The following is an 18,248-nucleotide window of genomic DNA, read 5'->3' as shown; positions in this document are numbered from 1 at the left end:
AGTGAGTATTTTCAGCAAGAAAGAGGGGGGCGGTCAGGGTAGCGCGGTCGTCAGGATGCGGCTGTCGAGCGAGCGGACCGGGCCGCTGCGTTCGCGCAGGGCGGTGGCGAACCCCTCGGCGCTTTCGGTGGTGGGGCGCAACCCGCCCAGGATCGGGCTTTCGGAGTGGATCACCATGATCTTGGTCTTGCCCAGCGAGGTGTCGTCGACAAGGAAGGCCAGCTTCTCGCCACCGCTGGCCTGGGATTCGGACAGCGGAAAGGCGACGCGCACGGTGACCGGCCCGCTGGCCCCATCGCGCAGCCCTTCCACGCTGTCATCGGGGCGGTTCTTGTTGGGCAGCAGGTGAAACACGTTGCCCGAGACATCCAGCGCCGAGACGATGAGAAAGCCATCGGTGATATCGGCGGGGATGGTCACGTCGATCACCGGGTTTTCCCCGACGAGAAACCGCCCCGAGGGATTTTCGGCGCCACTGTCGCCCTGGGAAAAGGCGATGTCGAACCCGGCGGCGGGGGCGCGGGGCAGGGCCTCGTCGATCACGCAGAGCGCGGGGTTCAGCACGTCGGTTTCGATCCGCACCTCGCGCGTGCCGGCAATGGCGGCGATCCGGTCGCGCAGGGCGGCGCGGGTTTCGGGGGTGGCGACCCGGCCCATCACCACCACGTCGGCCCCCTGGCCATAGCCGGTGGCAGGCGGGTTCAGCAGGCTGAGTTCGCCGCAATCGGCCGCGTCGGAGAGGATACGGTCGACCCGGTCCACCGCGAGCACCCGCGGCCCCAGTTCCAGCGCCGCTTCGACAACGAGGCCGGGCGCGATATCGGGGTCGGCAAGGGCGGCGGACAGTTGATCGAAAAGCGGGCGGCTTTCGGTCAGGCCGCCGACGCGGGCGGTGTCGTTCGCGGTCTCCAGCGAAAAGCTGTCGAGGGGGCGCAGCAGGTCAAGCAGGGTCAGCACGCCACCGGGCCAGTCGGGGGCGATGTCGCCGCGGGCCAGGGTCAGATCGGCGCTGCCGCCCATGTCGGACAGGCGGGCCGACAGGGTTTCGGCCATGTCCTGCGAGGGGACGTTGCCCTGCGCCTTGGGCGGCGCATCTTCGGAGCGGGCGATGGAGAGCACGAAGGGATCGGCCCGGGGCAGGGCGGTGCCGAAGAACCCGCCGAACCAGGCGCCGCCCCCCGCCAGCACCAGCACGCCCACCAGCGCGGCCGCGATCAGCCCGCCGCGACCGCGCCCTGCCGCTGGCGTCGCCGGGGCGGGCGGTGCGGTGGCCTCTGGCGGGGGGACGGTGGCGGCGGAAAGGGGTGCGATCACCGTCCTGTCGCCGTCGTCGTCGCCATCGCCGCGCGCCATGGCCAGGACGGCGGCGGCGTCGGGCAGGCGGTCGGCCGGGTCGGGGGCCGTCATGCGGTCGATCAACTGTCGCAGGGGGGCGGGCACGCCGCTGGTGTCCAGCGGTTTGCCCTTGTTGGCGATCACCTCCATCGGGTTGGCGCCCACGTCGGGGGCCTTGCCCCGGAAGGTGGCCAGCAGCAAGGCCCCCAGCGCGTAGATGTCCGAGCGGAAATCGGCATTCCCGCTTAGCTGTTCGGGGGCGGCATAGGCATATTTGCCGGCGAATTCGTTGCCCACGATGGTCTGGGCGCCGGGGTTGCTGTCTTTCGCGATGCCGAAGTCGATGATCACTGCATCGGCAGGATCGCCGCCGCGCAGGATGATGTTGTCGGGCGAAAGATCGCGGTGGGTGATGTTCTTGGCATGGGCGGCGGCCAGGCCTTCGGCGACGCGGGCGGCGACGGTCAGAAGATCGGGCGCCGACATGCCGCCCTCTTTCATCTTGCGGTCAAGGCCCACGCCTTCGACATAATCCATGACCAGGAAGACGACGCCGGTATCGGTGCGCTGGTTATGGAAATAGCGCACGATGGCGTCGTGGCGCACCTCGCGGATAGCCTCTTCGCGGGTCATCAGGGTGAGGAAATCGTCGTTGCCCGAAAACTCGGAGCGCAGCGCCTTGAGCGCGACGGGCTGGCCGGAGATTTCCGACCGGGCGCGGTAAACCTCGGAGGTGCCGCCGCGCCCCAGCACCGCCTCGATGCGGTAGGTGTTGTTCAGCAGATCACCGATCTGGAAAATGGCATCGGTGTGCTGGCCGGTCATGTCCGGGCGACCTTTCGCAACGGGCGGGGCAGGCGGATCACGATCAGCCAAGCACCTGGAATTCGACCCGGCGGTTCACGTCGGCGCGCGGATCGTCGGGATCGAAGGGAAAGGCCTCGCCCACGCCTGTCGCCTCAAGCCGCTCGGGCGCGATGCCGCAATCGGTGACAAGGAAGCGTTTCACCTCTTCGGCGCGCAGTTTCGACAGCCGCTGGTTATAGGCTTCGGACCCCGAGGCATCGGTATGGCCCAGGATGCGGAAGGCTTCGGTATCGACCGCCTTCATCGCACCGCAAAGCGCGGTCAGCTTGGGTTTCTGATCTGCCCGCAAGGCGGCGCTGTCGAAATCGAACGAGATGTTGATGTTGACCTGCTGATCCTTGGGCATGATCGCCATGTTGGCGGGGGCAACGGTGGTGGGCGTGGCCGCGGTTGTCGTCTGGGGCTGTTCGGTCACGACCGGGGCGATGGAAAGGCCGCGGGTCTTCTGGGCGCGGAACCTGTCCTCGATCTCTTTCTGGGTCATTTCGGTGTTCTGGGCGGTTGCCGGCGGGGCCAGGGGGACAAGACCCGCCAGGCCGCAGACAAGGGCAAGAATGGTGCGGTTCATGATGAAATCCCTTTCAGCAATCAAGATGACGTTAGGGTAACGCTTTTGCGTTCGCCTGCCAATGATCTTGCGTGTCTCGCGGGGTGGGGAAAACCTGACGTTTGCCGTCATGTTTGACACATCGGGGCGCTTGCCGCAGTGTTTGGCGGGACAGCGGGCTGGAAATTTCATGCGCACCCTCATCATCGCCATTGCCGCCCTGATCGTGCTGCTGGCCGCCGGCCTGATCTGGTTCGCGGTCTCGTCGATGTCGCCCGACACCGGCGATGGCCCCGAGGGCGGATTCGGCGACGATATCGGCAGCGGCACGGCGGTGGACAGCGCGGCGCGTATCGAGATCGAGTTCCTGCGCCAGCAGGTCGAAACCCTGAGCGAGGAGATCGCCACCCTCGACAGCCGCATCCAGACGCTGGAGCAGCGCCCGGCCGCCGCGGCGCCGCCCCCCACCTTCGGCGGCCAGCCGACCAACGACGCGCCCGAAAACGTCGGTCCGAACACCATCATAGATGCCTATGCCCAGGTCGTGCTGATCGCCAACCGGCGCAAGGTGAACGGCAAGATCAACGTGGCGGGGCCAAGGTTTCTGGAACAGTTCCTGGGCCGCCCGCGCGAAAACCTGTCGGACAATTGCGATCCGATGACCAACCCCAAGCTGCGCGCGATGCTGAAGACCGAACAGGCCGGGCCGATCCGGGTGTCGATGCTGCAACCGGCGCTGGACAGCCTGCGCCGGGTCTTCGCCAACGTCGAATCCACCGACCCCGATCTTTACGCCCGGATCAACACCGCCGGTTCGCTTTGCGTGCGCCAGATCCGCGGCACGCGGGGGCGCACCAGCACCCATTCCTTCGGCCTTGCGGTGGATCTGAACATCGACGGCAAGCTTGATACCCTGGGCGACGGCAAGACCCAGCTTGGCCTGACCATCCTGGCCGATTTCTTCCGCGCCGAGGGCTGGGTCTGGGGCGCGGGGTTCAGCCGCGAGGATTCGATGCATTTCGAGGTCAGCCGCCAGATGCTGGAGCAGTGGCGCGCCGAGGGCAAGATCTGAGCCGACCCCGGCGCTGGCAGAGATTTGAGTGGCCAACGGCGCGACTTCGCGCCACACTGTGCGCGGTCCTGCCGCCATGCCAACCACCGACCGGAGGAAACCCTTGCGCCTGTTGTTCGCCGCCCTGATAAGCATCGTCCCCATCGCCGCCCCGGCGGCCGACAGGATCGCCCTGGTGATCGGCATGGGCGCCTATCAGACCGTCCCGACACTGGACAATCCGGTAAACGACGCGCGCGCCATCGGTGAAACACTGGAACGGATCGGGTTCGAGGTCACCACCCTGATCGACACGCCGGGCGAAACCCTGCGCAAGGAGGTGGGCGATTTCGCCTTTCATTCGGAAACCGCCGATCTTGCGCTGATCTACTACGCCGGTCACGGGGTCGAGGTGCAGGGCGAGAATTTCCTGATACCGGTCGATGCCAGCATCACCACCAACCGCGACATCCAGCGGGTGTCGCTGTCGCTGGACGATCTGCTGGCGGCGGTGGACGGTGCGCGCAAGATGCGGGTGGTGATCCTGGATTCCTGCCGCGACGATCCCTTCGGCGGTGCCCTGGATCTTGACGCGCTGCAGGATCAGCAGACGCCGACCCCCGGCACCCGTGGCGCCGGTGACGGCGGCCTTGCGCCCCCATCGCCCGACCGTGGCACGCTGGTGGCTTTCGCCGCGCGGGATGGCGAGGTGGCGCTGGACGGGGCGGGCGAACACAGCCCCTTCGCCAAGGCCCTGATCGACGCGCTGCCGCAACCGGTGGAGATCTCGCTGATGTTCCGGCAGGTGCGCGACGCGGTGCTGCGCGAAACCGGCAACCGGCAGGAACCGCACACCTATGGCTCGCTCTCGGGCACGCCGTTCTTTCTTGCCCGCGATGCGGTCGAGACCGCCAGCTTCGATCCCGACACCGCCTGGTCGGAAATTCCGCGCGACCAGGAAACCCAGCTTGCCACCCTGGCCGATCAGGGCGACACCCGCTCGATGGTGGGGCTGGCCTATATGCGGCTGAACGCCGCTGATCCCCGCTATGCCCCCACCGATGCCGCCGGGCTGCTGGAACGGGCGGCAAAGGCAGGTTCGGCCGAGGCGCAGTTCGAACTGGCGCAGCTTTACGAAAAGGGGCTGGGCGTGGCGCAGGACGACAAGCGCGCGCTTGAGCTTTACGAAAGTGCCGCGGCGCTGGGGTTTGCCGATGCCCTGAACGATCTGGGGTTCATCCACTTTCAGGGCGGGCTTGGCGTACCGCTCGATCCGGCGCGGGGGCTTGAGTATTTCGAACAGGCCGCAAACCTGCGCCAGCCCCAAGCCATGTACAACTTCGCCGCCCTGATCGACGACGGCGCCGTGCCGGGCAAGGGGCCGCAGGACGCGGCGAATTACCTCTACCGCGCGTTGCGCACCGGGGCGCAGGATGTCTACGAGGTGGTGCGCGACCGCCCCCGCATGTTCGAACCCGAAACCCGCAGGGCACTGCAACTCAAGCTGCGCGAGTTCGGCTTTTACGACGCCGCCATCGACGGCGATTTCGGCCCCGGCACCCAGTCAGCGATCCGGGCCGCCTATGGCCTGTCCGAGTGATCAGGCGAACTGGCGCGCCACGATGTCGGGCAGCGCGGTGAAATCGTCGAAGGCATGGGCGTGGGGTAGGTCCTTCACCGCTGCCTTGCGATAGCCTTCGGTGAACAGCGCAAAGGGCAGGGCGGCGCGCTCGGCGGTTTCGGCATCCACGTCGCTGTCGCCCACGTAAAGCACCGGACCCTCGCCCAAGGCACGCACACAGGCCAGCAGGGGCGCCGAATCGGGCTTGCGCTGCTTCAGGCTGTCACCGCCCAGAACCGCCAGGAACCGGTCGCTCAGCCCGAAATGGCGCAGCACGGCATGGGTCGGCGCCTCGGGCTTGTTGGTGCAGATGCCAAGGCGGTGCCCCTGGCCGGCCAGCGTCTCCAGACAATCGGCGACGCCGGGGTAAAGCACGGTCAGTTCCACCGCCTTTTCATACAGCGCCAGGAACCGGGTCAGCATCGTTGCATGCAGCGAAGGGTCAAGGCCGCGCGCCGCGATCATCCGCTGCACCAGCACCGGCGCGCCGTTGCCGATGAACGACCGGGTTTCGGCCAGGTCCATCGGGGCGGCACCCTGTTCTGCCAGAACCCGGTTGCCCACGGCGCGGATGTCGGGCGCGCTGTCGATCAGCGTGCCGTCAAGGTCAAAGACGATCAGGCCCAATTGCTGTCCTTCCATTTGATCGAACAGCCCATGCTGGCCACCTGGTCGCGCGGGCCTTGCCCGGTTTCGGCAATCTGTTTCATCGCCTCGAACAGTTCGCGCCGCCCGTCAGGCGCCATCAGCCGCCCGCGGTACTGCAGCCGGTGGCGGGCGTCCAGTCCGAAGAAATCGGGCGTGCACACGGCGCCCCAGGCCCGCGCCACGGCCTGGTCGGCGTCGTGCAGATAGGGAAAGGGCAGATCGTGCTTGCGATGGAAAAGCTTCATGTTCTCGGGGCTGTCGTCGGGATAGGCTGCCGCATCGTTCGAACAGATGGCAATCACCCCGACACCCAGCGGCGCCAGATCGTCGGCGGTGCGCCGGATCTCGTTCAGCGCGCGCAAGACATAGGGGCAGTGGTTGCAGATGAACATCACCAGCGTCGCCGCGCCGTCGCCCCAGGTTTCCAGCGATCCGGCAGAACCGTCGGTGTCGGGCAGGCTGAAATCGGGCGCCTGCCAGCCGAAATCGCATACCGGTGGGGTGGCCATCCGTCTCTCCCGTTTCCCTGCCCATGGCGCGGACCATGCCAACCGGGGCGCCCCGCGTCCAGCCCCGAAAACCGGCTGCGAGGGCTTGAACCCCTGTCTCTTTCTTGCTGAAAATACTCAAATCCCACCGCCGGCATGGCGCGCCGGGGGCCGCGGTCCGCGCCCCGCCTAGGGCAGGATCAGCAGCCAGAGCCAGACCGTCCCAAGGCTGAGCGCGGTGCCCAGAAGAACCCCCGAGGCGGCCACCCGCCGCGCCGCACCGTACATGTCGGCGAAGATATAGGTGTTGACCCCCGGTGCCATGGCGGCGGTGATGACGGCCGCCCGCAGCGCGCCGGTGGACAGGCCAAGGGCCGTTCCGGTCACGAAAACGATGGCGGGATGCAGAACCAGCGAACAGCCCGAAACCCAGAGGATCGCCCGCATGTCGCCCTCGGGGCGATAGCGCACCAGCGCCCCGCCCAGCCCGAAGAGGGCGGCGGGCAGGGCCGCGCGCACCATCATGTCAAGGGCGCTCTGAAAGACGTCGGGCAGGACCAGCCCGGTGAAATTCGCCAGAAACCCCAGGCTGATGCCGATCACCAGCGCGTTGCGAAACATCGCCCGCCCCACCTTGCGGGCCGTGTCCAGGGGCGCGCCGCCGGGGTTGCGCACGATCTCCATCACCGTCACCCCAAGGCCATAGCAGAAGGGCGCGTGAACGGCGATGATGGCAAAGTTGTATTGCAGCGCGGCGGTGCCGAAGGCGCGTTCGGCAATCGGCAGGCCAAGAAGGACGGAGTTCGAGAACAGCCCGCAAAACCCCATGGCGACGCAATCGGGCCAGGGGCGGCGGAACAGCAGCCGCGCGCCGAAAAGCCCGGCCAGAAAGCCGCCAAGTGCCCCGAGGTAGAACGAGAACAGCAGCGACAGGTCGAACTCCTGCCCCAGGTCCAGCCCGGCGATGGCGCGGAACAGCAGGCAGGGAATGGCGAAATGCTGGGTGAACTTCATCAGCCCTTCGACCCCGGCATCGCTGAACAGGCCCTTCCAGACCGCGACATAGCCAAAGCCGATCACCAGGAAGACCGGCAGGATGACGTCAAGCAGTGCCTGCATTCGTTGCGCCTTTGTGCTTGTGGCCCGCGCCGCGTCCGAACCGTCAGTCGGCGGGAAGCGTCAGCACCATGCCGTCGTATGCGGGGGTGACATGGGGCGGGGTTTCGCCCGCCACCGTGTCGTGATCGAGGTCGATATGCATGTTGGTCAGCACCGCGCGGCGGGGCGCGGCGCGTTCGATCCATTCCAGCGTGCGGGCCAGGTGGGCGTGGGTCGGGTGGGGCGTGCGGCGCAGGGCATCGACCACCCAGATGTCCAGGTTTTCAAGGCTGGCCCAGGCAGCGTCGGGGATGTCGGCCACGTCGGGCAGATAGGCAAGGCCCGCGATGCGGAACCCCAGCGCGTCGATGGCGCCGTGGTTCACCAGGAAGGGCGAAAGGGTGATCGCGCCGCCCTTGCCGCCGATCGTCAACGGGCCGTCGATGGTGTTCATCTCGCAGATCGGCGGATAGCTGGAGCCTTCGGCCTGCACGAAGGCATAGCGGAAGCGCACCAGCAGGTCGGCCTGGGTCGGGGCATCGGCCCAGACGGGCAGGCGGCTGCGCATGTTGAAGACGATCATCCGCAGATCATCAAGGCCGTGGGTGTGATCGGCATGGGCATGGGTAAAGACCACGGCGTCCAGCGCACCGACACCGGCATCCAGAAGCTGGTTGCGCAGGTCGGGCGAGGCGTCGATCAGCACGCGGGTGGTGCCGTGCGGCCCGTCGCGTTCCACCAGCATCGAACAGCGGCGGCGCGCGTTCTTCGGGTTCGTCGGATCGCAATCGCCCCAGTGCCCGCCAAGGCGCGGCACCCCGCCGGACGATCCGCAGCCCAGGATGGTGAAGCGGTATCCGCTCATGCCTGCCACGCGGCGGCCTTGGCAAAGAGGCGGTCGAAGTTGGCCTGGGTCGCGGCGGCGAATTCGGGGTAGGGCAGGCCGAAGGTCTCGGCCCCCCGCGCCGCTGTATGGGCGGTGAAGGCCGGTTCGTTGCGTTTGCCACGATGGGGCGGCGGGGCCAGATAGGGGCTGTCGGTTTCCACAAGGATGCGGTCGATCGGGGCGGCGGCGAAGATGTCGCGCAGCTCCTGCGATTTCGGAAAGGCCGTGATGCCCGACATCGACAGGTAGAACCCGAGGTCAAGCGCGGCGCGGGCCAGCTTGGCCGAGCTTGAGAAACAGTGCATCACGCAGGAATAGGCGCCCTTGGCGTGTTCCTCGCTCAGGATGCGGGCCATGTCGTCATCGGCGGCGCGGGCGTGGATGATCAGCGGCAGGCCGGTTTCGCGGGCGGCGTCGATGTGGATGCGCAGGCTTTGCTGCTGCGCTTCGGCCGAGTCCGAGGTGTAGTGATAATCAAGGCCGGTTTCCCCGATGCCGACGCATTTGGGATGGGCCGCGAGGGCGACCAGTTGTTCGGTTGTCGCCATGGGTTCGCTGGCCACGCTCATCGGGTGGGTGCCCATGGCATAGAACACCGGCGCGTGGGCCTCGGCGATGGCGCGCACCTCGGGTTCCTGGCGCAGCCTGGTGCAGATCGTGACCATGCGCGTCACCCCGGCCTCGGCGGCCCGGGTGATGATCTCGGGCAGTTCGCCCTCGAAGTCCGGGAAATCCAGGTGGCAATGGCTGTCGGTGATCGCTGGGGTGGTCATGGCGCCTCTAGCGCCCGGCGAGGCGGGCCGCTGTCTGATTGATGGTCAGCCCCATATCAAGGATGAGCGCGGAAGGGTCAAGGTTGACCGCCCGCCCATGGGCCGCGCGGGCCGACAGCGCCTGTTGCAGATCGGCCCATTCGCGCCCCGCCCAGGGGTCGGGGGCCAGACGGTGCAACATGTCGGTTTCGCCGCGCGTGATCTCGACCGCGGGGGGCAGCCCGGCACCGGTACGGGCGAGGCGGGCCAGAAGCCGGTCGAGAAGGCGCAGGGTCAGGTCCAGCCGTTCGGCGGCGGCGCGCCCGGTCATCGTGCCCGCCAGCGCCAGAAGGCGGGGGCGGTCCATCTGCGGCGCGCCCTCCAGCAGCGACACCAGCGTCTGATAGATCTTCATGCCGTCCATATGCAGCAGGCGCAGCGCCTCGCCTACCGAACCGTCGGCCAGTTCGCCCAGGGCCTCGGGTGCGTCGGTCTGTTCGCCGGTCCGGGCCAGCACCTGGGTCAGGTCGCCCGGAGACAGGGGGGCGCAGCGCAGGGTGCGACACCGCGAGCGGATCGTGGGCAAAAGGCGGGCGGGGGCGTGGCTGATCAGCAGCAGGGTGCAGTTGTCGGGCGGTTCCTCCAGCAGCTTCAAGATGGCATTGGCGGTGTTGGTGTTCATCTCGTCGGCGCTGTCGATGATGACGACGCGATGCCCGCCGCCCGGGGCCGACATGCCGAAGAAATCCTTCAGCTTGCGCGCCTCGTCCACGGTGATGACGGTTTTAAGTGCCTTCTTCTTGTCGTCCCAAGCGCGGCGCAGCAGGAACAGCCCCGGTTCGCCCAGAGCCATCGTGCGCCGGGTCACCGGGTGATCGGCGGGGGTATCAAGCGTTTCGGGGCGTTCGGGCGCGAACATGCCGCCGCCGTCGCGGGGCGGTTGCGACAGCAGGAAGCGCGCGATCCGCCAGGCCAGCGTGGCCTTGCCCACGCCGCGCGGCCCGGTGATCAACCATGCGTGGTGGGCGTGATCGCCGTTCCAGGCCTGAAGGAAGGCCGCCTCGGCCTGGGTCTGTCCCAGCAGGGCAAGGGTTTCGCGCGGGTGCGCGATGCCCTCGATACGGTCGGCTTCGGGCAGGGCGTCGTCAGCCATGGGGCAGGGCCCCAGCCAGCGCGTCGCGCACGCGGGTGGCGACGGTTTCGGGTGTTCCCGCGCCGGGGATGGTGACGAAACGGTCGGGAAACTCCTGCGCCAGTGCCAGGAAGCCGGCGCGCATCCGCGCCTGAAGGTCGGCGCCGAAGCCTTCGAACCGTTCCTCGGCGGTCTGGCGCGACAGGGCGCGCGACAGGCCGGTGGCCGGGTCCATGTCGATCAGGACGGTCACGTCAGGCTCGAGCCCGATCATCAGGTCGTGCAACGTGTCGACCAGCCCGCGCAGATCGCCCCGCGACAGGCCCTGGTACATGCGGGTGCTGTCGGCGAAACGGTCAGAGATCACCACCTTGCCCGCCGCCAGCGCGGGGCGGATCGTGCGTTCCATATGGTCGCGCCGGGCGGCGGTAAACAGCAGGATCTCGGATTCGGGCGACCAGCGGTCGGTCGCGCCCTCAAGCACCAGCGCGCGGATCTCCTCGGCGCCGGGGCTGCCGCCGGGTTCGCGGGTCAGCACCACGTCGCGCCCCTCGGCGCGCAGCGCCTCGGCCAGCATCCGCGCCTGGGTGGACTTGCCCGACCCGTCGATGCCCTCGAAGGTGACGAACAGACCCCGCCCGCTCACCGAAGCTCTGCCGCCTCGCTGGCGAACTTGCGGAACAGGGTTTCGGCGGCCAGTTTCAGCCGCGGCAGGAACCCGCTTTTCGCGACCGACTTGTCGGCCAGGAGGGCGACGCTGGCATCGGGCAGACCGTCAAGCTTGATCACCAGTTCGCCCATCTCCTGGCCCTTGGTGACCGGCGCCTCGAAGGGGCCGCGGAACATGGCATTGCCGGTCAGCGCGTCCTGTTGCAGGGCGGGCACCAGCACCTCGATGTCTTCGGCGGCCACCAGCCCGACCTGACGGTCAAGCCCCAGCCAGACATCGGCGCGGGTCACTTCCTGGCCCTTTTTCACGATGGTCTTCTGCACGAACTGGCGGAAGGCCCAGTTGACCAGACGCTCGGCCTCTTCGGCGCGATGGGTTTCGCTTTGCAGCCCCGAGATCACGAAGACGATGCGGCGCGCGCCCTGGCTGGCCGACCCGACAAGGCCATAGCCCGCTTCGGAAGTGTGGCCCGTCTTCAGGCCGTCGGCGCCGATCCCGAGGTGCAGCAGGGGGTTGCGGTTGTTGTGGTTGGCGGGCACGCGGCCGTCGAATTCAAACGTCTTCTGCGCGAAATAGCCATAGTATTCGGGGAATTCCTTGATCAGCCGGGTGGCCAGGATGCCCAGGTCCTCCATGCTCATCCGGTGGTTGGGATTGGGCCAGCCGCTGGCGTTGGCGAAGGTCGACTTGGTCATCCCCAGGGCCTGTGCCCGCTGGTTCATGGTGCGCGCAAAGGCATCCTCGGACCCCGAAAGCCCCTCGGCCACCACGACGCAGGCATCGTTGCCCGACTGCACGATGATGCCCTGGATCAGTTCCTCGACCGTGGGGCGGTCGGTCACCTTCAGATACATGGACGATCCGCCCATGTCGGTGGCCCGTGACGACACGCCGAACCGGGTGTCCATGTCGACACGCCCGTCGCGCAGGGCCTCGAACAGCATGTTGATCGTCATCAGCTTGGACATCGACGCCGGGGGCAGGGGCACATTGGCCTCCTTGCTCAGAAGCACCGTGTCAGTGGTCAGGTCATAGACATAGGCCGAGGTGGCCAGCGTTTCGAAGGCCCGGGCGGGCAGGGCGGCGGTGACGGCAATGGTCAGCGCAAGGGCAAGGCGGGCGATAAGGCGTTTGGTCATGTCTGCGATCCTGCTGTGGCGGGGGGGCAAGGTGACACGGAAAGGGCGGTCAGTTCGAGGTGAAATAGGCATCGTTGAAGCCCAGACCCTTCACTTTCCTGAGAAGGGCGGCGCGTTCGGTGGCATTGCTGGCCGGGCCGACGATGACGCTGAAGAAGGTCTTGCCCTTGGACGATTGCTTGCTGACGGTGGGGATCATCCCGGCCCCGCGCAGGGCGGTGGCGGTGTTGTCGGCATTGGCCTGCACGCTGAAGATGCCGATCTGCACATAGGCCTTGTCAAGCGAGCTTGCCTTGGCGGGCTTGGGGGCGGGCGGTGGCGCGGGCGTCGCGATCGCGGCGGGGGCGGCATCGCCGATCTCGGTCGCTTCGGGCCGGGGCGGGCTGTCCAGGGACAGCGCCTCGATCTCGTCGGGCTGCTCCAGTATCGCCGTGGCCTCGGACGTGGCGGGGGGCGTTTCGTCAACTTCTTCGCGGCGCAGCGCGGTGACGTTCAGCTTGACGGGCTGACCGGCCAGAAGGCCCAGGGCCTCGGCCGCGTCCGACGACACCTGAAGCCGCGGGCCGGGGTTGTCACGCTCGCGCCGGAAGAGGGCGCCGATCACGAACTTCTGATTGACCTCGTTGCGGATGATCACCCTTTCGGGGTCTTTCACGTCGGGATGGGCCACCCAGACACCGCCCAGCGAGGGGCGACCATCCCAGAGGCCCGACTCTGTCTTCTGGAAAACCTCGGGCGCCTCGACATCGCGTTCGACAAGCCGGGTGGTGCGCGGCGCCAGGGGCGCGGCCTCCTCGTCCCCGGGTGCCTCCGCGCCCTGCCCGGGCAGGCGAAACCCTTCCTCGCAGGCCGCAAGAAGGGCCAGGGCGCTTGTCAGTAAGGCCATTCTGACCACGTTGGATGTCATAGGTTGCCCCCATCGTCGCACGGACGTTGCCGTGCACAAGTGCCGGTCACCGGCGTTGCTGCTCACTCGCGGTGCCTGTCACGCACCTTTCTGGCGCGCAGTCTAGCCGCTGGAGCGCGGCAATGAAAGTGCGCCCGCAAGCACCGGCAAATTTCCGTCCCCACTGTCCCCTTCCCGAATCGCACGCGCACCGCTAAGTCCCTCGCACCGGAGAAGTGGCAGAGTGGTCGATTGCAACGGTCTTGAAAACCGTCGTGCGTGAAAGCGTACCGTGGGTTCGAATCCCACCTTCTCCGCCATTATCCCCATTGCGAACCAGTGACACCGCCCTGACGGTCACGGATTTTTCCGTGTTATCAAAGGGGTTTGCGGAAACCGACCGAACCTCATAGACGCGCCGCCTAGCCGAAGCTGGGCTCAGAATGACCCTCAGTCTCAGTTTGGGCGAACCTCACCTGTTTCGGTTCGGCCCACTTTCTTATTAGATTTCAATCCTCTGCCGCCGAACAGCGGCCTGACACGCCGACAAGTGGCCTCAGACCTTGGCGTAGGGTTTTCGACCTTGGGCAAGTGGATGCGGGATTGCTCGACCGATCCGGCTGCCGCCGAGGACGCGGAGCTGCGCCGGGAGAACGAGCGTTTGCGCAAACAGAACCGCGTTCTGCGGGAGGAGAGGGGTGTTAAAGAGGGCCGCAACCTTCTTCGCGAGCCAAAAGCAACGAGATTTCAATTCATTGCGGAGTATCGCGGAGGTCTTTCACATGCGCATTTGTGCCGCCTGATGCAGGTTTCAGACTGTGGGCTACGGGCGTGGCGTCGCAGGCCGCCATCACATCGCCAGCGTCGCGACATGACCTGACCATCCGCTGGACGCGCCGGTCGCGCGCGCTCGCGGCCGACAGCTGGGGCGGGTTGGCGAGGTGCTGAACGACGACGCCGTGTTGGTCGACCAAGTGCTGGCGTGTCGCATGTCGCTCGCCGCAATCCCAGAAAGCACGGATCATTTGGCGTTTCCGGGTTTCGGACCGATCGATTGATGCGCGATCTTCAAAACCGGATTGCGGGCACAGCTGTTATGAGATAACATATCATTTCAATCGCGATCCCGGGGGTGATCATTTGAGAGAACAGAGCGATCAACAGCCGACGGAATTTCCTGTTGTGCCGCGGAAAACTGGGCGCCCGGTGGCGACTTGTGAGATTCTGGGCGCGCTTACGAGCGAAGAAGCCGGGCTCGCGCCGGCGACTGTATACCGGGCCCTTACGGCTTTGATGGAGGAGGGGTGGGCCTTGGTGATCGACGCAGAACGCCCGCGCAACCGCTTGGTGCCCGCAGCGCATGCTGCGGCTGGATGGAGCGGTGACACGCTGAGGGAAACACTGGCGCTGCTCCGGAACGACCCTGCGGCTAGCGCGACTATTCAGCTTCGCGATGGCACGGGAAAGCTCGCGAAGGGCGCGCAGGCCGGTTTCGCGGCCAGTGGCATGGCGCGCCCGATGACCAGAAACAACTTCGCTCTCGCGGACGGGCCACAGGCGGTCAGCGCCTGCTATGCCTCGCTGCGGTTTCCCGATTTCTTTGCGCTACAGGAGTTTGCCGCATGACCGACACCCGCCTTCCCGTAACAGTGATTTCCGGCTTCCTCGGTGCCGGCAAGACGACGCTGATGAACCGCGTGCTGAACAACCGTGAGGGCCGTCGCGTCGCGGTGATCGTCAATGACATGTCCGAGGTGAACATCGACGCGGATCTCGTGCGGGCAGATACCGAGCTTTCCCGCACCGACGAGACACTGGTGGAGATGTCGAACGGCTGTATCTGCTGCACGCTGCGCGACGACCTGCTTCAGGAGGTTCGCCGTCTCGCTGCCGAGGGTCGTTTCGACTACTTGCTGATCGAGTCCACCGGCATTTCCGAACCGCTTCCCGTCGCCGCGACCTTCGACTTCCGGGACGAAGACGGCGAGAGCCTGTCGGACGTCGCGCGCCTTGATACGATGGTAACGGTCGTCGACGCCGTGAACCTGCTGAAGGACTATTCCAGCCACGATTTCCTGCGTGACCGGGGCGAGACGCTGGGCGAGGAGGACGAGCGGACGCTGCTGAACCTCCTTGTCGAGCAGATCGAGTTCGCCGACGTCGTGATCCTGAACAAGGTTGCGGAGGCAGGCCCCGAGCGCACCGACGCGGCCCGCAAGATCATTCGCAGCCTGAATGCGGATGCGCGGATCATCGAGGCAAATCATGCGCAAGTGCCGGCGGATGCCATTCTCGACACCGGGCTTTTCGATTTCGACAAGGCGCATGAACATCCGATGTGGGCAAAGGAGCTCTACGGCTTTACCGATCATGTGCCCGAGACCGAGGAATACGGCGTGGCATCCTACGTCTACCGCGCCCGACGGCCCTTCGAGCCCGAAAAGGTTCTGGCGGTCCTGAACGGGGACTTGTCCGGCGTTATCCGCGCCAAGGGGCATTTCTGGATCGCAACGCGGCCTGACTGGGTGGCGGAATTCTCTCTCGCGGGGGCGCTGTCTTCCGTGAAGCCTCTCGGTACGTGGTGGGCGGCCGTCCCCAAGGCGCAGTGGCCGGATCACGAAAGTGCACGCGCCTACATGGCTGCGCATTGGTCCGAGCCCTGGGGCGATCGGCGGCAGGAGATCGTCTTCATCGGGGCGGGGATAGATTGGCCTGCCCTGAAAACTCGCCTGGATTCGTGCTTGGTTGCCGAGCATCTGGCGCCGGGGCCGGAGGCGCTGCCCGACCTGACAGATCCATTTCCGGTCTGGCGGCGCGTGGAGGCGGCATGACGACGGTTCTTCGCCGCTTTGCCACGGCAATCAACAGCAGCAACGATCCGCGCGTGCTCGGGACGGTTGGCCTGGCAGAGGCGGCGCTGCCGTGGTCGCCTGCATCCTGTCGTCACATCTGGATGCGTGAGAGTGCGCGGGGTGAGCCGGTCGAGTCGATCCTGCAAAAATTGGATCGTGCGCAGGAAAAGTGCCTTGCGAAAGACAAAGCTACCAGCCCGGTTCGCAATTCCGGGCGCAGTTTTCAGCAACAGGAAAACGCATGAAGACACGATCCTTGCTCGCCACAGTTGCGGCTCTCACATTCCTCTCGGCGCCGACGCAGGCGAACGACACGCTTGATGTCCTGGCTCAATTTGAGATCCAGGGACCCGAACCTTCAACCGTCGGTTATGATTTTTGGCGCATGGGAATTGCCGACACGCTGGTCCGCGCAAACCCGGATGGCCAACTGGTTCCTGCGCTGGCGACCTGGTGGAGCGTATCGGACGACAGGTTGACCTAGATGTTCAAGCTGCGCGAAGGCGTGACGTTTCACAATGACGCGCCGATGACGCCAGAGGCCGTATTCAACGCGCTTGAAATTGCACGATCCAAACCGGGGCCGCAGGCCAGCCTGCCGATCACCGGTATGATGGAGCGGGACATTGAGATTGTCATGACATTGAGCGAGAGTCGCGTGGAGACACGCGCGCTGAGCAATAAATCGGGTGACGCCGACCTCGTCTTTGGTCTCGATCCGCCCAGCGTGAAGCGCCTTGGCATGACAGATGCGGTCGAATTGCTGACGACGCTAATGCCCGGCACGAAGCTGTTGAAGATGAATACGGCGCTTCCGGAACTCAGCGACCCGCGTGCGCGCCGCGACCGGCCCACGCTGCCGCTTGTCGCGGCCGCGCTGGAGCAGCAGTTTCGCGCAATCGGCGTTGAACTGACGATTAACATCACCAGTTCGTCCGGGATTCCTGCCGATCACGCGGCCGGATCGCTTGAACTGGGACTCGTCTCGCGCAATTGCGGCACCATTCCCGACCCGGCCGGCGCCATTTCAAACAGGCGCAAGGGTGAGATCGAAGCCTTGCTTGATCGGCTCGGCCTTCGGGCGGACCTTCTGGTGCGTCGCCCCGATGCGGTCTCGGGGGGCGAGTGGCAGCGCCTGTCGCTCCTCCGGGTTCTGCTCAGGACCCCCAGCTTCATCTTTGCTGATGAACCGACGTCGCGCCGGGGCCCGATCACTCAGGAGAGGGTGATCGCCCTCTTGTCGGAAACAACGGAACGGGATGGGTTTGCACTTGTGTTGGTCAGCCACGATGCGGCCCTGATACGGAATGCCGCCGACACAGTTCTGGCGCTTGAGGCACCGGAGACTGAAAGTGACCCGGGCACCGTTTTGGCGGAATGCAATGTCGCATCGCCGTTGCACTGATGTGCAAATATATCGTCTAGTTGAAAGAAAGGGACGTCCATGAAGATCATCCAGCTTGCACTTTTGACCTCTGTTGCCACAACGCCGCTTCTCGCGCAGGAAAGGCGCGAGATGGACGTCCATGTCCATGGCGTCAGCACGCTTGAACTTGCCGTCGAGGGAAGCGTCATCGAGATGAACCTGCACGCGCCCGGCATGGACATCGTCGGCTTTGAATACGAGGCGGGCACCGATGCCGACAAGGATGCGGTCGCGGCGGCAATTCGTGTCATGCTTTTGCCGGAGAACATCGTCACGCTGCCCGAGGCGGCAGAGTGCCGATTGACCGAGGTGCTGGCCCATTTGCACTCTGGTGATCATGAGCATGAAGATGAGGAACACCACGACCACGCCGAGGGAGAAGATCATGCGCACGAGGATGAGCATGCCGAAGGCGAGGATCACGACCACGGGCAAAGCGCCGAGCACAGCGAGTTCCACGCAAGCTACAGCTTTGCCTGCACGCATCCCGAAGAGATTACGACGATCGGCTTCCCGTTCTTCGACCATTTCAAGAGCGCGCAGCAGATCGAGGCGCAGTATGTCACCGACGCGGGCGCCGGATCGGCCGAGATTGGCCGTGACGCCCCGGAATTGACGCTGAACTGACCATGCACCAGCCCGCCATCGCCCTGACAGAGGTTGCATTCGCCTGGCCGGGGCGGGGCGGATTCTCGCTCGCCTGTCCGACATTCGAGATGGGCCCGGGCGAAAGTGTCCTGCTGCTTGGCGCAAGCGGGTCGGGGAAATCCACGCTTTTGTCGCTGGTCTGCGGCATCGTTGCCGCGGACAGGGGCCGCGTATCCGTCGACGGGACTGACCTTGGCGCCAT

General features: G+C 66.0%; 20 protein-coding genes, 1 tRNA gene and 1 pseudogene. 11 read left to right on the top strand and 11 right to left on the bottom strand.

Annotation, left to right across the window (positions count from 1 at the left end; translation table 11 throughout):
* Positions 1-33: 33 nt before the first annotated feature.
* Both H7828_RS00255 and H7828_RS00250 read right to left on the bottom strand, forming a co-directional pair.
* Positions 34-2,160, bottom strand: coding sequence for a serine/threonine-protein kinase (locus tag H7828_RS00255; protein WP_226778931.1), 2,127 nt, complete (start codon positions 2,158-2,160; stop codon positions 34-36).
* Between the two features lie 43 nt (positions 2,161-2,203).
* On the bottom strand, positions 2,204-2,770 hold the full coding sequence (locus H7828_RS00250) for an OmpA family protein (RefSeq protein ID WP_226778930.1): 567 nt from the start codon (positions 2,768-2,770) through the stop codon (positions 2,204-2,206).
* 169 nt (positions 2,771-2,939) lie between these two features.
* Between H7828_RS00250 and H7828_RS00245 the strand changes: the two genes are divergently transcribed.
* Entirely contained in the window at positions 2,940-3,821 is an 882-nt protein-coding gene (locus tag H7828_RS00245; RefSeq protein ID WP_226778929.1) for a M15 family metallopeptidase, read from the top strand.
* A gap of 103 nt (positions 3,822-3,924) precedes the next feature.
* The gene (locus H7828_RS00240; protein ID WP_226778928.1) at positions 3,925-5,400 is read left to right on the top strand and encodes a caspase family protein; all 1,476 of its coding nucleotides are present in this window, start codon (positions 3,925-3,927) and stop codon (positions 5,398-5,400) included.
* Here H7828_RS00240 and gph read toward each other — a convergent pair whose 3' ends face one another.
* The 9 genes from gph to H7828_RS00195 form a co-directional block, all read right to left on the bottom strand.
* Positions 5,401-6,048: a phosphoglycolate phosphatase gene (gene gph / locus H7828_RS00235; RefSeq protein ID WP_226778927.1), complete on the bottom strand. Its 648-nt coding sequence runs from the start codon at positions 6,046-6,048 to the stop codon at positions 5,401-5,403.
* Positions 6,039-6,578 (bottom strand): thioredoxin family protein, encoded by a 540-nt coding sequence (locus H7828_RS00230; RefSeq protein ID WP_226778926.1) that lies wholly within the window; start codon positions 6,576-6,578, stop codon positions 6,039-6,041. The genes gph and H7828_RS00230 overlap by 10 nt, the downstream gene beginning before the upstream one ends.
* A 168-nt stretch (positions 6,579-6,746) precedes the next feature.
* A complete protein-coding gene (locus tag H7828_RS00225; RefSeq protein WP_226778925.1) occupies positions 6,747-7,676 on the bottom strand; it encodes an AEC family transporter in 930 nt (309 codons plus the stop codon).
* A gap of 43 nt (positions 7,677-7,719) precedes the next feature.
* Positions 7,720-8,520, bottom strand: coding sequence for an MBL fold metallo-hydrolase (locus tag H7828_RS00220; RefSeq protein ID WP_226778924.1), 801 nt, complete (start codon positions 8,518-8,520; stop codon positions 7,720-7,722).
* Entirely contained in the window at positions 8,517-9,314 is a 798-nt protein-coding gene (locus tag H7828_RS00215) for a TatD family hydrolase (protein WP_226778923.1), read from the bottom strand. The genes H7828_RS00220 and H7828_RS00215 overlap by 4 nt, the downstream gene beginning before the upstream one ends.
* A 7-nt stretch (positions 9,315-9,321) precedes the next feature.
* Positions 9,322-10,446 carry a DNA polymerase III subunit delta' gene (locus tag H7828_RS00210; RefSeq protein ID WP_226778922.1) on the bottom strand — a complete coding sequence of 375 codons (1,125 nt, stop codon included), beginning with the start codon at positions 10,444-10,446 and terminating at the stop codon, positions 9,322-9,324.
* The gene (tmk, locus tag H7828_RS00205; protein ID WP_226778921.1) at positions 10,439-11,071 is read right to left on the bottom strand and encodes a dTMP kinase; all 633 of its coding nucleotides are present in this window, start codon (positions 11,069-11,071) and stop codon (positions 10,439-10,441) included. Before tmk ends, H7828_RS00210 begins: the two co-directional genes overlap by 8 nt.
* Positions 11,068-12,234 (bottom strand): D-alanyl-D-alanine carboxypeptidase family protein, encoded by a 1,167-nt coding sequence (locus H7828_RS00200; RefSeq protein ID WP_226778920.1) that lies wholly within the window; start codon positions 12,232-12,234, stop codon positions 11,068-11,070. Before H7828_RS00200 ends, tmk begins: the two co-directional genes overlap by 4 nt.
* Positions 12,235-12,283: 49 nt before the next feature.
* Positions 12,284-13,120, bottom strand: coding sequence for an SPOR domain-containing protein (locus tag H7828_RS00195; protein WP_226778919.1), 837 nt, complete (start codon positions 13,118-13,120; stop codon positions 12,284-12,286).
* A gap of 230 nt (positions 13,121-13,350) precedes the next feature.
* Here H7828_RS00195 and H7828_RS00190 point away from each other — a divergent pair.
* The 9 genes and pseudogenes from H7828_RS00190 to H7828_RS00150 all read left to right on the top strand — a co-directional run.
* A tRNA-Ser gene (locus tag H7828_RS00190) sits at positions 13,351-13,440 on the top strand.
* Positions 13,441-13,637: 197 nt separating this feature from the next.
* Positions 13,638-13,994, top strand: a pseudogene (locus H7828_RS00185) (IS3-like element IS1133 family transposase); the annotation flags it as partial.
* Positions 13,995-14,431: 437 nt separating this feature from the next.
* Complete coding sequence (locus H7828_RS00180; protein WP_226778918.1) at positions 14,432-14,746, top strand: hypothetical protein; 315 nt, start codon at positions 14,432-14,434, stop codon at positions 14,744-14,746.
* A complete protein-coding gene (locus H7828_RS00175) occupies positions 14,743-15,951 on the top strand; it encodes a GTP-binding protein (protein ID WP_226778917.1) in 1,209 nt (402 codons plus the stop codon). The genes H7828_RS00180 and H7828_RS00175 overlap by 4 nt, the downstream gene beginning before the upstream one ends.
* A complete protein-coding gene (locus H7828_RS00170; protein ID WP_226778916.1) occupies positions 15,948-16,217 on the top strand; it encodes a DUF6525 family protein in 270 nt (89 codons plus the stop codon). The genes H7828_RS00175 and H7828_RS00170 overlap by 4 nt, the downstream gene beginning before the upstream one ends.
* Positions 16,214-16,456, top strand: a complete 243-nt coding sequence (locus tag H7828_RS00165; protein WP_226778915.1) for a hypothetical protein — start codon at positions 16,214-16,216, stop codon at positions 16,454-16,456. Before H7828_RS00170 ends, H7828_RS00165 begins: the two co-directional genes overlap by 4 nt.
* A complete protein-coding gene (locus tag H7828_RS00160) occupies positions 16,457-17,377 on the top strand; it encodes an ATP-binding cassette domain-containing protein (RefSeq protein WP_226778914.1) in 921 nt (306 codons plus the stop codon). It abuts the gene before it with no gap.
* A gap of 39 nt (positions 17,378-17,416) precedes the next feature.
* Positions 17,417-18,025 carry a ZrgA family zinc uptake protein gene (locus H7828_RS00155; protein ID WP_226778913.1) on the top strand — a complete coding sequence of 203 codons (609 nt, stop codon included), beginning with the start codon at positions 17,417-17,419 and terminating at the stop codon, positions 18,023-18,025.
* Between the two features lie 2 nt (positions 18,026-18,027).
* On the top strand, positions 18,028-18,248 hold a 221-nt coding region (locus H7828_RS00150), incomplete at its 3' end, for an ATP-binding cassette domain-containing protein (RefSeq protein ID WP_226778912.1).

Source organism: Oceaniglobus trochenteri, from assembly GCF_020529025.1.
Taxonomy (GTDB): domain Bacteria; phylum Pseudomonadota; class Alphaproteobacteria; order Rhodobacterales; family Rhodobacteraceae; genus Oceaniglobus; species Oceaniglobus trochenteri.
The sequence above is the reverse complement of the archived record's forward strand: the minus strand, read 5'-3'. Positions and strand labels throughout refer to the sequence as shown.

Bases quoted from the DNA above. Each gene is read 5' to 3' on its own strand.
- H7828_RS00255 (WP_226778931.1), bottom strand. From the start codon at position 2,160: ATGACCGGCCAGCACACCGATGCCATTTTCCAGATCGGTGATCTGCTG.
- H7828_RS00250 (WP_226778930.1), bottom strand. From the start codon at position 2,770: ATGAACCGCACCATTCTTGCCCTTGTCTGCGGCCTGGCGGGTCTTGTC.
- H7828_RS00245 (WP_226778929.1), top strand. From the start codon at position 2,940: ATGCGCACCCTCATCATCGCCATTGCCGCCCTGATCGTGCTGCTGGCC.
- H7828_RS00230 (WP_226778926.1), bottom strand. From the start codon at position 6,578: ATGGCCACCCCACCGGTATGCGATTTCGGCTGGCAGGCGCCCGATTTC.
- H7828_RS00225 (WP_226778925.1), bottom strand. From the start codon at position 7,676: ATGCAGGCACTGCTTGACGTCATCCTGCCGGTCTTCCTGGTGATCGGC.
- H7828_RS00220 (WP_226778924.1), bottom strand. From the start codon at position 8,520: ATGAGCGGATACCGCTTCACCATCCTGGGCTGCGGATCGTCCGGCGGG.
- H7828_RS00215 (WP_226778923.1), bottom strand. From the start codon at position 9,314: ATGACCACCCCAGCGATCACCGACAGCCATTGCCACCTGGATTTCCCG.
- H7828_RS00210 (WP_226778922.1), bottom strand. From the start codon at position 10,446: ATGGCTGACGACGCCCTGCCCGAAGCCGACCGTATCGAGGGCATCGCG.
- H7828_RS00200 (WP_226778920.1), bottom strand. From the start codon at position 12,234: ATGACCAAACGCCTTATCGCCCGCCTTGCCCTTGCGCTGACCATTGCC.
- H7828_RS00195 (WP_226778919.1), bottom strand. From the start codon at position 13,120: ATGGCCTTACTGACAAGCGCCCTGGCCCTTCTTGCGGCCTGCGAGGAA.
- H7828_RS00175 (WP_226778917.1), top strand. From the start codon at position 14,743: ATGACCGACACCCGCCTTCCCGTAACAGTGATTTCCGGCTTCCTCGGT.
- H7828_RS00170 (WP_226778916.1), top strand. From the start codon at position 15,948: ATGACGACGGTTCTTCGCCGCTTTGCCACGGCAATCAACAGCAGCAAC.
- H7828_RS00165 (WP_226778915.1), top strand. From the start codon at position 16,214: ATGAAGACACGATCCTTGCTCGCCACAGTTGCGGCTCTCACATTCCTC.
- H7828_RS00160 (WP_226778914.1), top strand. From the start codon at position 16,457: ATGTTCAAGCTGCGCGAAGGCGTGACGTTTCACAATGACGCGCCGATG.
- H7828_RS00155 (WP_226778913.1), top strand. From the start codon at position 17,417: ATGAAGATCATCCAGCTTGCACTTTTGACCTCTGTTGCCACAACGCCG.